13 protein-coding genes are annotated in these 13,981 nt (G+C 72.1%); 7 read left to right on the top strand and 6 right to left on the bottom strand.

Going from position 1 to position 13,981, the window contains the following annotated elements; all coding sequences use genetic code 11:
- Positions 1–286 precede the first annotated feature (286 nt).
- Positions 287–1,612 carry a serine--tRNA ligase gene (serS, locus tag ABT295_RS13775; protein WP_352394971.1) on the top strand — a complete coding sequence of 442 codons (1,326 nt, stop codon included), beginning with the start codon at positions 287–289 and terminating at the stop codon, positions 1,610–1,612.
- A gap of 17 nt (positions 1,613–1,629) precedes the next feature.
- On the opposite strand, the gene ABT295_RS13770 is transcribed toward serS, so the two are convergent.
- The 6 genes from ABT295_RS13770 to ABT295_RS13745 form a co-directional block, all read right to left on the bottom strand.
- A complete protein-coding gene (locus ABT295_RS13770) occupies positions 1,630–2,655 on the bottom strand; it encodes a Gfo/Idh/MocA family protein (RefSeq protein WP_352394970.1) in 1,026 nt (341 codons plus the stop codon).
- A 43-nt stretch (positions 2,656–2,698) separates the two neighbouring features.
- Positions 2,699–3,439, bottom strand: coding sequence for a GntR family transcriptional regulator (locus tag ABT295_RS13765; RefSeq protein WP_352394969.1), 741 nt, complete (start codon positions 3,437–3,439; stop codon positions 2,699–2,701).
- 66 nt (positions 3,440–3,505) lie between these two features.
- Positions 3,506–3,919 (bottom strand): universal stress protein, encoded by a 414-nt coding sequence (locus ABT295_RS13760; protein ID WP_352394968.1) that lies wholly within the window; start codon positions 3,917–3,919, stop codon positions 3,506–3,508.
- A 13-nt stretch (positions 3,920–3,932) separates the two neighbouring features.
- Positions 3,933–4,748, bottom strand: coding sequence for an ATP-binding cassette domain-containing protein (locus ABT295_RS13755; RefSeq protein WP_352394967.1), 816 nt, complete (start codon positions 4,746–4,748; stop codon positions 3,933–3,935).
- A 1-nt stretch (position 4,749) separates the two neighbouring features.
- Positions 4,750–5,814: an ABC transporter permease gene (locus ABT295_RS13750; RefSeq protein WP_352394966.1), complete on the bottom strand. Its 1,065-nt coding sequence runs from the start codon at positions 5,812–5,814 to the stop codon at positions 4,750–4,752.
- Positions 5,815–5,886: 72 nt separating this feature from the next.
- A complete protein-coding gene (locus ABT295_RS13745) occupies positions 5,887–6,888 on the bottom strand; it encodes a substrate-binding domain-containing protein (RefSeq protein ID WP_352394965.1) in 1,002 nt (333 codons plus the stop codon).
- Between the two features lie 353 nt (positions 6,889–7,241).
- Here ABT295_RS13745 and ABT295_RS13740 point away from each other — a divergent pair, with 353 nt between their 5' ends.
- The 6 genes from ABT295_RS13740 to ABT295_RS13715 all read left to right on the top strand — a co-directional run bounded on the left by ABT295_RS13740 (position 7,242) and on the right by ABT295_RS13715 (position 13,973).
- On the top strand, positions 7,242–8,246 hold the full coding sequence (locus ABT295_RS13740) for a Gfo/Idh/MocA family protein (RefSeq protein ID WP_352394964.1): 1,005 nt from the start codon (positions 7,242–7,244) through the stop codon (positions 8,244–8,246).
- A gap of 82 nt (positions 8,247–8,328) precedes the next feature.
- The gene (gene iolC, locus ABT295_RS13735) at positions 8,329–9,312 is read left to right on the top strand and encodes a 5-dehydro-2-deoxygluconokinase (protein ID WP_352395400.1); all 984 of its coding nucleotides are present in this window, start codon (positions 8,329–8,331) and stop codon (positions 9,310–9,312) included.
- Positions 9,309–10,220: a Cgl0159 family (beta/alpha)8-fold protein gene (locus tag ABT295_RS13730; protein WP_352394963.1), complete on the top strand. Its 912-nt coding sequence runs from the start codon at positions 9,309–9,311 to the stop codon at positions 10,218–10,220. The genes iolC and ABT295_RS13730 overlap by 4 nt, the downstream gene beginning before the upstream one ends.
- Positions 10,217–11,122 carry a 5-deoxy-glucuronate isomerase gene (gene iolB, locus ABT295_RS13725; RefSeq protein WP_352394962.1) on the top strand — a complete coding sequence of 302 codons (906 nt, stop codon included), beginning with the start codon at positions 10,217–10,219 and terminating at the stop codon, positions 11,120–11,122. The genes ABT295_RS13730 and iolB overlap by 4 nt, the downstream gene beginning before the upstream one ends.
- Entirely contained in the window at positions 11,119–13,095 is a 1,977-nt protein-coding gene (gene iolD, locus ABT295_RS13720) for a 3D-(3,5/4)-trihydroxycyclohexane-1,2-dione acylhydrolase (decyclizing) (RefSeq protein WP_352394961.1), read from the top strand. Before iolB ends, iolD begins: the two co-directional genes overlap by 4 nt.
- Positions 13,092–13,973 (top strand): sugar phosphate isomerase/epimerase family protein, encoded by an 882-nt coding sequence (locus ABT295_RS13715; protein WP_352394960.1) that lies wholly within the window; start codon positions 13,092–13,094, stop codon positions 13,971–13,973. Before iolD ends, ABT295_RS13715 begins: the two co-directional genes overlap by 4 nt.
- Positions 13,974–13,981: the final 8 nt, after the last annotated feature.

Below are 13,981 nucleotides of genomic sequence, written 5' to 3'. Positions count from 1 at the left end.
ACGATCTGGGTAATGGCCATACCCACTCCACGCCGATCGCCTGGGAGCAGGCGGGGAGTCGGGCGTGGCGCCCGTTCGCGTGCTCGTCGCCGCCGTCTGCCTCGTGCGGTGGCCGCAGGGCTGTCGGCCTGCACGAGCGCCGGCGGGACGACGGTCCCCGCCCCACCCACCGGTGGCGTGTCGTCCACCCCGGTCGACCCGAGTCCGCCCGCCGAGGTCGTCGTGCCGGCCGGCCGGGTCGGATCTCGGTCGTGGCCGCCGCGCCCGCGCCGATAGGCTGGCCCGCGTGATCGACATCAAGCTCGTGCGCGACGAACCCGACCGGGTGCGCGCCTCGCAACAGGCCCGTGGTGAGGACCCGGGGATCGTGGACGCGATCCTCGCTGCCGACGAGCGGCGTCGGTCGTCCCTCGGTGAGTTCGAGGCGCTGCGCGCCGAGCAGAAGACCGTGAGCAAGTCGGTCGGCGCCGCGATGGGCGCGTTCCAGAAGGCGAAGAAGGCCGGCGACCCCGAGGCCGAGCACCTCGAGAGGGCGGCCCACGAGGCGCGCACGCACGCCGCCCGGCTGAGCGAGCAGGTCAAGGCCCTCGAGGCGACGGCCGGCGAGGCCGACGCCGAGCTCGACGTGCTCCTGCGCAGGGTCGGAAACGTCATCATCGACGGCGTGCCGGTCGGCGGCGAGGACGACTACGTCGTGCTCGAGACCGTCGGCACCCCACGCGACTTCGCGGCCGAGGGCTTCGAGCCGCTCGACCACCTCGCGCTCGGCGAGAGGCTCGGCGCCATCGACATGGAGCGCGGCGCGAAGGTCGGGGGCGCGCGCTTCTACTACCTCACCGGCGTCGGGGCGCTGCTCGAGCTCGCGCTGCTCAACATGGCCATGGCGCAGGCGACGGCAGCAGGTTTCACGCCGATGATCACCCCGACGCTCGCGCGCGCCGACGTCATGGTGGGCGCCGGCTTCATGGACGCGCACGCCGAGGAGGTCTACCGCCTCGAGGCCGACGACCTCTACCTCACCGGCACGTCGGAGGTCGCGCTCGCCGGGTTCCACGCGGACGAGATCATCGACCTGTCGGCCGGGCCGAAGCGGTATGCCGGCTGGTCGGCCTGCTACCGCCGCGAGGCCGGGTCGCACGGCAAGGACACCCGCGGCATCATCCGCGTGCACCAGTTCCACAAGGTCGAGATGTTCAGCTACTGCCGTCCCGAGGACGCCGAGGCCGAGCACCAGCGGCTGCTCGCGTGGGAGCGCGAGATGCTCGCCAAGATCGAGGTGCCCTACCGCGTCATCGACACGGCCGCCGGCGACCTCGGTGGTCCGGCCGCCCGCAAGTTCGACTGCGAGGCGTGGGTGCCGACGCAGGGGAAGTTCCGCGAGCTGACCTCGACGTCGAACTGCACGACGTTCCAGGCGCGCCGGCTGAACACCCGCGAGCGCGACCCGAACGGCTCGGGCACCCGTGCCGTCGCGACGCTCAACGGCACGCTCGGCACGACCCGCTGGCTCGTCGCGATCCTCGAGAACCACCAGCAGCCCGACGGCTCGGTGCGCGTGCCCGAGGCGCTGCGCCCCTTCCTCGGCATGGACGTCCTGACGCCCCTCGCCTGAGTCGCGGCGGGGCCGGGTCATCCCAGCGCGCTCGTGACCTCGTCGAGGACGGCCAGGTTCGCCACGGCGGCGGCCGCAGGGCGGAGCGGGGACTCGAGCAGGCCCTCGCCGACGCAGCGGGCGACCTCGAGGGCGGAGTGGAACAGGGCGCCGTGGCCGATCGGCTCGGGGTCGGTCCACGTCACGGAGCGTGACCCGTCGGCCGACGTGACGACGACGTCGCCGGGCACGAAGAACGGCCCGGGCAGCGTCAGCGTGGCCGCCGTGCCGGCGACGGTCGCGGCCGTGGGTGTCCGCGTGAGCAGCGTCGAGTGCAGCACGCTCGTCGCGTCGCCGGCGTGGGTCAGCAGCATGGCGGCCTGGCCGTTGACGCCCGACGGCGCCGTCTGGCCGGTCGCCACGACGCGCGTGGCCGGGCCCAGCACCCACGTCGCCAGCGTCGTCACGTAGGTGCCGAGGTCGAGGAGCGAGCCGCCCGCCATGGCGGGGTCGAGGATGCGGTGCGGGGGAGCGAAGTGCTCGCCGTGGTCGGCCAGGACGGTTCGGACGTCACCGATCAGCCCCTCGTCGAGGACCTGGCGCACGACGTCGAGGCGCGGCAGGAAGAGGGTCCACATCGCCTCCATGCAGAAGACGCCGGCGGCCGCGGCCGCGCTCGAGATCGACTGCGCCTCGGCGGCGCCCAGTCCCAACGGCTTCTCGACGAGCACGTGCTTGCCCGCCTCGATCGCGAGCAGGGCGCCCGCCAGGTGGAGGTGGTGGGGTGTCGCCACGTGGACGACGTCCACCTCGGGGTCGGCCACGAGGGCCTCGGCGGAGGCATGGGCCCGCTCGATGCCCGCCGAGGCGGCGAACGCGTCGGCCGAGGCCTGGCTGCGTGACCCGACGGCCACGACGCGCTGCGTGGTCGAGGCGTGGAGCGAGGCGACGAAGCGCGAGGCGATCCACCCGGTGCCGAGCACGCCCCAGCGCAGGGCCGGCACGGTCGAGGGCAGGGGACGGCGGGGCGCCGGGAGGGCGTGGGGCAGCGAAGGGGTCGACACGGCATACCTTCTCGGGGTCGGGCGCCGTGGCGGGGCGGCGCGGTCAGCGCTCGTCGAGCATGACCTCGATCGAGTAGTCCTGGGCGCGGTAGCAGTGGTCGCCGTACTCGACGGGTCCACCGACCGCGTCGAAGGCGGTGCGCGACATCGTCAGCACCGGCTGCGAGGGCGTCAGGGAGAGGTGCTTGCGCTCGGCGCTCGAGGGCGGGCGGGCCCCGATGCGCTGGTGGGCGACGACCGGCTTGCCGCCGCGCGCCCGGAGCAGGGCGTAGAGGCCGTCGCGCTCGAGGTCCTCGCGACCGAGGTCGGAGTAGGCCGGCGGCAGCCAGTTGCGCAGGATGGCGAGCGGGCGGTCGCCGTCGAGGCGGAGGCGGACGAGGTGGAGCAGCGGCGTGTCGACCGGCAGCCCGAGCGCGGTGGCCGCGACCTCGTCGGTCGTCACCTCGTGGGTCAGCACGACGGTGCGGGGGTCGCCCGAGCCGTCGCGACGCAGGTCGTCGTAGAGGCTCGTCAGCTCGGCCCGGCGGTGGATCTGCCGGCCGGCCACCGTGGTGCCGAGTCCCCGCCGGCGCAGCAGCAGGCCCTGCCCGACGAGCTCCTGGATCGCACGCCGGACCGTGGGCCGCGAGAGGCCCAGCCGGTCGGCCATGGCCACCTCGTTCTCGAATGCGTCACCCGGCTGGAGCTGGCCGTTCGCGATCGCCGCGCTCAGCTGCTCGGCCAGCTGGTGGTAGAGCGGGACCGGGGTCTCCCGGTCGATGCGGACGTCAACGGGGTTGGCCATGGCCGCAGACTAGCGAGGACGGACGAGGTGGTGCGAATGTGCTCATGTCAGGACAGTTGCAGGTGATCACCTCGGGCTCTTGACGACGAGCACCGGCACGTCGGCGTCGAGGATGACGTTCTGCGCGACGCTGCCGAGGAACGCCTTGCCCATCGGCGAGCGGCGGCGTGCCCCGATGACGAGCAGGTCGGGCCCGAGGTCGCGCACCGTGCCGAGCAGCGCCTCGGACACGTCGGCGATGTCGTGCCCGCCGGCGACGAGCCGCACGTCCCAGCGCACGTCCGGCAGGGCCGTAACGGAGAGGGCCCTCTCGACGGCGTCGGCGATGCCGACCCGGTTCGCCTCGGCGATGTCGTTGTCGAGCGAGTCGACGACGTGGATGACGACGAGGTCGGTGTCCCGGTAGGCGGCCTGCCGGGCTCCCTCCTCGAGGGCGAGCGCGCCCGAGCTGCGGGTGTGGTGGGCGACCGCGACGCTCATGACCTGCCCCCGCTCACTTCTGCAGCTCGTGCGAGAGCTCGGTCAACTCGTCCCCGCCGGCCATCTGCCGGGTCAGCTCGTCGAGGCCGACGTCGGCGCGCTTCCTGTCGAGCACCGCCTGGCCGAGCTTGAGGATGACGAAGTGGTTGCCGACGAGGTAGGCGTGGTGCGGGTTGTGGGTGATGAAGACCACCCCGAGCCCCGCGTCGCGGGCGGCGGCCGTGTACTTGAGCACGACGCCGGACTGCTTGACGCCGAGGGCGGCCGTCGGCTCGTCGAGGATGAGCACGCGCGCACCGAAGTAGACGGCGCGGGCGATGGCGACGCACTGGCGCTGGCCGCCCGACAGGGTGCCGATCGGCTGGTTGATGTCCTTGACGACGACGCCCATCTTGCGCAGCTCCTCGTCGGCGATGCGCTTCATGTCGGCGATGCGCAGGGTGGCGAACGGTCCCTTGCCGCTCGTCAGCTCCGAGCCGAGGAAGAAGTTGCGCCACACCTCCATGAGCGAGACGACGGCGAGGTCCTGGTAGACGGTGGCGATGCCGTGGTCGAGCGACTCGCGCGGCGAGCCGAACGAGACCTCCTTGCCGTCGACCTTCATGGTGCCCTCGTTGTGGGGGTGCAGGCCCGCCATGATCTTGATGAGCGTCGACTTGCCGGCTCCGTTGTCGCCCAGGACGCAGGTCACCTCGCCCGCCCGGACCGTGAGGTTGATGCCCTTGAGGGCGCGGATCGCGCCGTACGTCTTGCCGACGTCCGTCATCTCGATGAGCGGCTCGCCCGAGCTGAGGTCGGGGTCCGCGTGGTCGGCGAGGGTGTCGGTCATGTCAACCCACCTTTCGGGCGGTCGAGAGCTTCTTGACGTAGAGGTTGACCATCACGGCGAGCAGGAGCATGACGCCGAGGAAGGCGCGGAACCAGTTGGGGTCCCAGCCGGCGTAGACGATGCAGAGGCTCGTCATGCCGAAGATGAAGGCGCCGATGGCGACGCCGATGGCGTTGCCGAAGCCACCGGTGAGCAGGGTGCCGCCCACGACCGCCGCGATGATGTAGAGGAACTCGTTGCCGATGCCGTTGCCGGCCTGGAGGGTGTCGAACTTGTAGAGCGTGTGCATGCCGACGAACCAGCCGAGGAACGACACGGCCATGAAGAGGCCGATCTTCACCTTGCGCACGGGCACACCGACGGCGCGGGCCGAGTCGGCGTTGCCACCGACGGCGTAGATCCAGTTGCCGATGCGCGTGCGCTGGAGGATGAAGGCGGACAGGGCGACGAAGAGGAACCACCAGAGCACGGTGATCTCGACCGTCACGCTGCCGACCTTGAAGCTGGAGGCGAAGATCGCGTCGAGCGTCTTGTAGCCGTCCATCTGGTTGATGTTGGGTGTCGACACCGAGCCGGTCACGAGCTTCGTCACGCCGAGGTTCGCGCCCTGCAGCACGAAGAAGGTGCCGAGCGTGATGAGGAAGCTCGGTATGCCGGTCCGCACGACGAGGTAGCCGTTGAGGAAGCCGATGGCGAGGCTGAAGACGAGGGAGAGCACCGCCCCGACGACGAGGTTGATGCCGAGCTGGTAGCAGAACATCGCGTTGACGAGTCCGGCCGTCGTGACGATGACGCCGGCCGAGAGGTCGAACTCGCCGCCGATCATGAGCATGCCGACCGCGACGGCGACGATGCCGATCGTCGAGGACTGGTAGAGCACGGTGAAGAAGGAGGCGGGCGACCGGAAGGCCGGGGCGACCACGAGGAAGAAGATGAAGATGACGATCGCGGCGACGAGGGCCCCGACCTCGGGGCGGGCGAGCAGGCGGTTCGACCAGCCGAGCGTGACCCGGTTCGACGCCTCGGCGGGAGCCGCCGAGGGGGGAGTCTTGAGGTCTTGACTCATGAGTGAGCTCCGATCCGTGGTGCAGATGCGGGGAGGCGGCCGGCCTCGGGCGAGGCCGACCGCCTCGTCGGGTCAGCGGGTGTTGTTCTTCGCGAAGGGCAGGATCTGGTCGATGTTCGACGCGTCGACGAACGAGGGGCCGGTCAGCACCGGCTTGCCTCCGCCGATGTCGTTGCCGTTCTTCTTGTTGAGGTAGAGCGCCTGGATGGCCAGGTAGCCCTGGACGTAGGGCTGCTGGTCGATCGAGAACTCGATCTTCTTGTCCTTGATGGCCTGCGCCGCGTCGACGTTGAGGTCGAAGGTGACGAGCTTGGCCTTGCTGCCGGCCGCGTCCATCGCCTTGAGGGCGTCGAGGGCGATCGGGGCGCCGAGCGTCACGATGTAGTCGATCGAGCTGTCCTGGGCGAGCTTGGCCTGCAGGGCCGAGACGACGGACGGGTCGTCGGCTCCGTTGACCTGGATGTTCTCGGTGGCGGGCAGCCCCGACTTAACGCCGGCGCAGCGGGCCTCGAGGGCGACGGAGCCGGAGGCCTGGATGACGCAGAGCGCCTTCTTGCCGCCCGCCTCGGCGATCCGCTTGCCGGCCGTCGTGCCGGCGAGGTTCTCGTCGGAGCCGAAGTACATCTTCGCGCCGACCTGGGCGTACTGGTCGATGCCGGAGTTGAAGGCGACCGTGGGGATGCCGGCGTCGTTCGCGCTCTTGACCGCCCCGGCCAGGGCGTCGGGCGTGGCGAGCGTCGTGGCGATGCCGTCGACCTTGGAGTCGACCGCGTTCTGGATGAGGGTCGCCTGCTTGGCCGGGTCGGGGTCGTTGGAGTACTTGAGGGTGATGCCGTTGTTCTTCGCGGCCTGCTGCGCACCGGCCTTGATCTTGTCCCAGAAGGTGTCGCCGGGCGTCTCGTGGGTCACCATGGCGAACGTGTAGCCGGAGTTGTCGCCGGCGCCACCCCCTCCGCCACCGGTGGAGCTCGTGGCGGGGGCGCCGCCACTGCTGCAGGCCGACAGCGCGAGTGCCGCGGCCGTGGCCACGCCGGCTGCGACGGTCAGGCTCTTGCGAGTCCGAGTCGGAGTCATCGTTGATTCCTTTCGTAGCGTCGCGTGGCCCGGTCGCCGGAGCGGTGCGACGTCCTGTGACGGCGGATCCCGTCGGTGTCGAGGTGAGCCGGCCCGGCGCGGGCGCCCGAGGGGGAGCTGCGAGGCCGTGGAGGGTGGGCCCGGAGGCCGTGGCGTCTGCGGAGATCTCGTGAGCCCGGTCGCTGACGGCCGGACGTTGGCAGGATGCTCCCAGTCCTTGCGTCATGTCAAGACATTGATCAAACATCAGAATGTTCTGACATATGCTTGACAGGGCACGGTGCCCGGCACGACGATCGTGGCGTCGGGTGACCACCACGCACCCACCCGTCCACCCACCCGAAGGAGTGTGCATGCGCATCGGACTGGCCGGAGTCGGCCGCATCGGGGCGTTCCACGCCGAGACGCTGCGTGACCTCCCCGACGTCGACGAGGTGGTCGTGAGCGACCTCGACGCGAGCGCGGCGCGGGCCGTGGCCGAGCGGCTGGGCGTCGCCCACGCGGCGTCACCCTCGGAGATGCTCGCCGAGGGTGTCGACGGGTTCGTCATCGCGACCGCGACCCCCGGCCATGGACCGCTGCTGCGCCTCGGCCTCGAGGCGGGCGTGCCGACCTTCTGCGAGAAGCCGGTCGCGGCCTCGCTCGACGAGACGATGGACCTCGCGAAGCTCGTCAGCACCTCCAGCACCCCGGTGCACGTGGGCTTCCAGCGCCGCTTCGACCGGGGGTACCAGCGCGCTCGCCAGGCGGTCGCGGACCGCGAGCTCGGGTTCGTCCACGGCATCCGCGCGCAGACCCACGACCAGGCCCCGCCGCACGCCGACTACATCCCGACGAGCGGCGGCCTCTTCCGTGACTGCTCGATCCACGACTTCGACATCATCCGCTTCGTCACCGGTCGCGAGGTGGCCTCGGTCTACGCCACCGGTGCCAACAAGGGCGCCGCCTTCTTCTCCGAGGCCGGCGACGTCGACACGGCCGCGGCGGTGCTGACGCTCGACGACGGCATCCTCGTCTCGCTGTCGGCGACGCGCTACAACGGCGGCGGGCACGACGTGCGGATGGAGGTGCTCGGCAGCGAGGGCACGATCGGGGTCGGCTACGACGACTCGCTCGCCCTGGTCTCGGCCGAGCCGGGGGCCACCTACCCGGCCGGCCCGCAGCACTGGTCGTTCATGGAGCGCTTCCTGCCGGCCTACCGCGCCGAGCTGACCGCCTTCGCGGCCGTCGCCCGCGGCGAGCTCGCCTCACCGTGCACGGTCGACGACGCCCTCCAGGCCTTCCGTGTCGCCGAGGCCTGCGAGCTCTCGCGCCGTGAGAACCGGCCGGTGACCCTCGACGAGATCCCGAGCCTGTGAAGGGATGGACCCCGTGACCCCCGCAACCCCCTCCTCCGACACCCCCGACACGCACACCTCGCCCGGGGGCGCGGGGCCGCGCGTGCCGGCATACGACGTCGTCGCCATCGGGCGCACCGGCGTCGACATCTACCCGCTCCAGCACGGCGTGGGCCTCGAGAAGGTGCGCACCTTCGAGAAGTTCCTCGGTGGCAGCGCGACGAACGTCGCCGTCGCGGCCGCCCGGCACGGGCACCGCGTCGCCCTCGTGACGCGCACGGGGCAGGACGCGTTCGGTCGCTACGTCCACGAGGCGCTGCGTGACTTCGGCGTCGACGACGCCTTCGTCTCCGCCGTGACCGGCCCGCCGACGCCCGTCACGTTCTGCGAGGTCTTCCCGCCCGACGACTTCCCGCTGTGGTTCTACCGCTACCCGACCGCGCCCGACCTCATGATCGAGGCCGACGAGATGCCGCTCGACGCCGTGCGCGACGCGGGCGTCTACTGGTCCACCGTCACCGGCCTCTCGCAGGAGCCCAGCCGCGCGGCGCACTTCCGCGGCTGGGAGGCGCGCGGTCGCCGCCGTCACACGGTGCTCGACCTCGACTACCGGCCGATGTTCTGGTCCGACCCCGCCGAGGCGAGCAAGCAGGTCTCGCGGGCGCTCGAGCTCGTCACGGTCGCCGTCGGCAACCGCGAGGAGTGCGAGGTCGCCGTCGGCGAGACCGACCCGCAGCGGGCCGCCGACGCGCTGCTCGACCGCGGCGTCGAGCTCGCCGTCGTCAAGCAGGGCCCGAAGGGCGTCCTCGCGGCCACCCGCGACGAACGCGTCGAGGTGCCGCCCTTCCCGGTCGAGGTCGTCAACGGCCTCGGGGCGGGCGACGCCTTCGGTGGCGCGCTGTGCCACGGCCTCCTCGAGGGGTGGGGCCTGCGCCGCGTCCTCGAGTTCGCCAACGTCGCCGGCGCCATCGTCGCGAGCAGGCTCGAGTGCTCGACCGCCATGCCGACCTCGGCGGAGGTCGAGCAGCGCCTCGCGGACGGCCGCGCCGCCGACCCGTCCGCACCCGTCGCCGAGGAGGCACGATGACCACCACGCCCGTCAGCACGCCCACCGTCCGGGTCGCCGACCTCACCGAGATCCGGGTGCGCGAGCCCGAGCGCATCGCGGCAGCCTGGGCGGCCCGCCGCCGACGCCCGCTCGTGCACGGCGACGGCCGGATGCTGCTCGTCGCGGCCGACCACCCGGCCCGCGGCGCCCTCGGCGTCCGCGGTGCGGGCGCCGCCATGGCGAGCCGCAGCGACCTGCTCGACCGGCTCGTCACGGCCCTGCAGCGCCCCGGCGTCGACGGCGTGCTCGGCACGCCCGACATCCTCGACGACCTGCTCCTGCTCGGGGTGCTCGACGACAAGGTCGCCATCGGCTCGATGAACCGCGGTGGCCTCCAGGGCGCCAGCTTCGAGCTCGACGACCGCTTCACCGCCTACACGGCCGCCGAGATCGCGGCGCGCGGCATCGACGGCGGCAAGATGCTGACCCGGATCTGCCTCGACGACCCCGGCACCGTGGCCACGCTCGAGGCGAGCGCCCGAGCCGTCACCGAGCTCGCCGAGCACCGGGTCATGGCCATGGTCGAGCCCTTCCTGTCGACGCGCGAAGGGGGCCGGGTCGTCAACCAGCTCGACCCGGACGGCGTCATCAAGTCGGTCCACATCGCGGCCGGTCTCGGCGCCTCGAGCGCCTACACGTGGCTCAAGCTCCCCGTCGTCGACGAGCTCGACCGCGTCATGGACGCGACGACCCTGCCGACGCTCCTCCTCGGCGGTGACCCCCAGGGCGACCCGCAGGACACGTACGCCTCGTGGGGCCGCGCGCTCGACCTGCCCGCGGTGCGCGGCCTCGTCGTCGGACGCGCGCTGCTCTTCCCGCCCGACGGCGACGTCGCCGCCGCGGTCGACGTCGCAGCCGGGCTCGTGCACGGCGGGAGCGCCGCATGACGTGGCACCGCCCCGTCGGCACGACGGCCCGCGACGGCTGGGACGTCGTCGTCGAACCCGACGCCGCGGGGTGGGAGCACACGGGCCTCTATGCCGGCCGGCTCGCCGACGGGGACGCCCGCGCGCTGGCGGCGGGCCCGCGGGAGCACGTCGTCGTCCCGCTGTCGGGCTCGGTCGTCGTCAGCGTGGACGGGCCGTCGGGCGCCCACGAGGCGAAGCTCGCCGGACGGTCCTCGGTGTTCACCGGACCGACCGACGTGGCCTACGTCCCGGCCGGCTCGGCCCTCACGGTCACCGCGGTCGGCGACGCCCGGGTCGCGGTCTGCTTCGCCGTGACCGAGGCGGCCGAGCCCCGCTTCCCGTTCCGCCACGTGGCCTCCGACGAGGTGCCGGTGGAGCTGCGCGGCGCGGGCACCGCCTCCCGCGAGGTGCGCAACTTCGGCATCCCCGGCGTGCTCGACGCCGACTCGATCATCGCCTGCGAGGTCGTCACCCCCGCCGGCAACTGGAGCTCGTGGCCGCCGCACAAGCACGACGAGGAGCGGCCGGGGCAGGAGACCCAGCTCGAGGAGATCTACTACTTCGAGGTGGCGCCCGAGGCGGGCTCCCCGGAGGCCGCCGGCGCCGACCCGGTCGGCTACCAGCGCGTCTACGGCACCGAGCACCGACCCATCGAGGTGCTCGCCGAGGTGCGACCGGGCGACGTCGTGCTCGTGCCGCACGGCTGGCACGGGCCCGCCATGGCGGCCCCCGGCTACGACCTGTACTACCTCAACGTCATGGCCGGTCCCGGTGAGGAGCGCGCCTGGCTCATCTGCGACGACCCGGCGCACGGCTGGGTGCGCGACACGTGGTCCGACCAGCCGGTCGACCCCCGACTCCCCCTTGGAGGTGCTCGATGACGAGCGACACGCACGCGGCCACGACGGTGCGCCTCACGGTGGCCCAGGCCGTGGTCCGCTTCCTCGCCCACCAGTGGAGCGAGCGTGACGGCGAGCGGCAGAAGCTCTTCGCCGGCTGCTTCGGCATCTTCGGCCACGGCAACGTCGCGGGCATCGGCCAGGCGCTGCTGCAGAACGAGCTCGCCGACGGCGAGGAGCACCTTCCCTACGTGCTCGCGCGCAACGAGCAGGCGATGGTCCACACCTCCGTCGCCTACGCCCGGCAGAAGGACCGCCTCCAGACGTGGGCGTGCACGGCGTCCGTCGGCCCCGGCTCGACGAACATGCTCACCGGCGCTGCGCTCGCGACGATCAACCGGATCCCCGTGCTGCTGCTGCCGTCGGGCACGTTCGCGACGCGCGTCAGCGCGCCGGTGCTCCAGGAGCTCGAGCAGCCGTATGCCGGCGACGTGACGGTCAACGACGCCTTCCGCCCGCTGTCGAGGTTCTTCGACCGGGTCAGCCGCCCGGAGCAGCTGCCCTCGGCCCTCCTCGGCGCGATGCGGGTGCTCACCGACCCCGTCGAGACGGGCGCCGTGACGATCTCGCTGCCGCAGGACGTGCAGGCCGAGGCGCACGACTGGCCCGTCGAGCTCTTCGCGCCGCGGGTGTGGCGCGTGGCGCGACCGCTGCCCGAGGCCGTCGACGTCGAGGACGCCGCCGCGATCATCCGGTCGGCGAGGCGCCCGATGGTCGTCGCCGGTGGTGGCGTGCACTACTCGGGCGCCGAGTCGGCGCTGCAGGCGTTCTGCGAGGCGACCGGCATCCCCGTCGGGGAGTCGCAGGCCGGCAAGGGCTCGCTGCCGCACGGCCACCCGCAGCAGATGGGCGCCGTCGGGTCGACGGGCACGACGGCGGCCAACGCGCTCGCCGCCGAGGCGGACGTCGTCATCGGTGTCGGCACCCGCTGGAGCGACTTCACCACCGCGTCGCGAACGGCCTTCCGTGCCGAGGGGGTCCGCTTCGTCAACATCAACGTGGCGCGGTTCGACGCCGGCAAGCACGCGGGGCTGTCGGTCGTCGCCGACGCCCGCGAGGCCCTCACGGCCCTGACGGCGGCGCTGCAGGGGTATGCCGTCGACGACGCCCACCGGTCGCGCCAGGCCGCGCTCTGGTCGGCGTGGGACGCCGCGGTCGAGGGAGCCTTCCACCCGTCGACCGACGTCACCGACCGGCTCGCCGACGGGCTGCTCACGCAGGGCCAGGTGCTCGGCGCCGTCAACGAGCTGAGCGACCCGCGCGACGTCGTGCTCTGCGCGGCCGGCTCGATGCCCGGCGACATCCACAAGCTGTGGCGGGTGCGCGACCGCAAGGGCTACCACGTCGAGTACGGCTACTCCTGCATGGGCTACGAGGTGCCGGCGTCGATCGGCATCCGTCTCGCCGACGAGTCGCGCGACGTCTTCGCGATGGTCGGGGACGGCGGCTACCTGATGATGCCGACCGAGCTGGTCACGGCGGTGCAGGAGCGCGTCAAGGTCGTCGTCGTGCTCGTGCAGAACCACGGCTTCCACTCCATCGGCTCGCTGTCGGAGTCGCTGGGGTCGCAGCGGTTCGGGACGTCGTACCGGTTCCGGGGCGAGTCCTCCGGGCGGCTCGACGGCGACGTGCTGCCCGTCGACCTCGCGGCCAACGCCCGCTCGCTCGGCGCCCACGTCATCGAGGTGCACTCGCTCGACGAGCTGCACCAGGCGATCAAGGAGGCCAAGGCCTGGCCGGCCGACGGCGGACCCGTCGTCATCCACGTCGAGACCGACCCCCTCGTGCACGCGCCGGACAGCGCGTCGTGGTGGGACGTCCCGGTCTCGGAGGTCAGCGACCTCGACACGACGCGGACGGCATACGCCGAGTACCGCGACCACAAGACCACACAGCGACCGCTCGTCGCACCGACCCGACCGAACCCCTCTGAGTCAGCGGAGTCCACCTCATGAAGCTCGCCCTCGACCCGTACATGTTCCGTGGGACGCCCCTGCTCGAGCTGCCCTCCGTCGTGGCCGAGCTCGGCTACGAGTGGATCGAGCTGTCGCCACGCGACGACTTCATCCCGTTCTTCAACCACCCGCGCGTCGACGACGCGGGCGTGGCGGCGTTCCGCACCGCCCTGCGGTCGGCGGGTGTCGGGGTCTCGTCGGTGCTGCCGCTCTTCCGCTGGAGCGGGCCCGACGAGGAGGACCGCAAGGCGGCGGTGCGCTACTGGACGCGGGCCATCCGGATCGCCTCGCTCCTCGGCGTCGACACGATGAACTCCGAGCTCAACGGCAACCCGCGTGAGGCTGCGGTCTGCGAGCGGATGTTCTGGCGGTCGATGGAGGAGCTGCTGCCCGTCTTCGAGAAGGAGGGCATCCGGCTCGTGCTCGAGCCGCACCCCGACGACTGGGAGGAGGACGGCAAGCGCGCCGTCGACATCATCAAGGGGATCAACAGCCCGAACGTCAGCTTCCTCTACTGCGCCCCGCACACCTTCCACCAGGGCAACGACTGCGACGGGATCCTCGACAAGGCAGGCGATCTCGTGACGATGGTCCACGTCGCCGACGCCTACGACCACACGGCCTCGTCGGGGTTGCGCTACATCGTCAACCCTCCGGGCTCGCAGGTCACGGTGCACCAGCACCTCGACATCGGCCAGGGCGAGGTGGACTTCGACCAGCTCTTCGCCGGTCTCGAACGCATCGGCTTCGACGGCATCGTCACCTCCTGCGTCTTCGCCTGGGAGGACCGGGCCCGCGAGTCGAGCACCTTCATGCGCGACAGCATCCGCTCGCACCTCGGCCGGTGGTCCGCCCCGCCCACCCTCGTCTCCCCCTGAACCCGAAG

The sequence above is a fragment of the Terrabacter sp. NPDC000476 genome, from assembly GCF_040300125.1.
Lineage (GTDB): Bacteria > Actinomycetota > Actinomycetes > Actinomycetales > Dermatophilaceae > Terrabacter.
The sequence above is the reverse complement of the archived record's forward strand: the minus strand, read 5'-3'. Positions and strand labels throughout refer to the sequence as shown.

Bases quoted from the DNA above. Each gene is read 5' to 3' on its own strand.
- ABT295_RS13765 (WP_352394969.1), bottom strand. From the start codon at position 3,439: ATGGCCAACCCCGTTGACGTCCGCATCGACCGGGAGACCCCGGTCCCG.
- ABT295_RS13760 (WP_352394968.1), bottom strand. From the start codon at position 3,919: ATGAGCGTCGCGGTCGCCCACCACACCCGCAGCTCGGGCGCGCTCGCC.
- ABT295_RS13755 (WP_352394967.1), bottom strand. From the start codon at position 4,748: ATGACCGACACCCTCGCCGACCACGCGGACCCCGACCTCAGCTCGGGC.
- ABT295_RS13750 (WP_352394966.1), bottom strand. From the start codon at position 5,814: ATGAGTCAAGACCTCAAGACTCCCCCCTCGGCGGCTCCCGCCGAGGCG.
- ABT295_RS13745 (WP_352394965.1), bottom strand. From the start codon at position 6,888: ATGACTCCGACTCGGACTCGCAAGAGCCTGACCGTCGCAGCCGGCGTG.
- ABT295_RS13740 (WP_352394964.1), top strand. From the start codon at position 7,242: ATGCGCATCGGACTGGCCGGAGTCGGCCGCATCGGGGCGTTCCACGCC.
- ABT295_RS13730 (WP_352394963.1), top strand. From the start codon at position 9,309: ATGACCACCACGCCCGTCAGCACGCCCACCGTCCGGGTCGCCGACCTC.
- iolB (WP_352394962.1), top strand. From the start codon at position 10,217: ATGACGTGGCACCGCCCCGTCGGCACGACGGCCCGCGACGGCTGGGAC.
- iolD (WP_352394961.1), top strand. From the start codon at position 11,119: ATGACGAGCGACACGCACGCGGCCACGACGGTGCGCCTCACGGTGGCC.
- ABT295_RS13715 (WP_352394960.1), top strand. From the start codon at position 13,092: ATGAAGCTCGCCCTCGACCCGTACATGTTCCGTGGGACGCCCCTGCTC.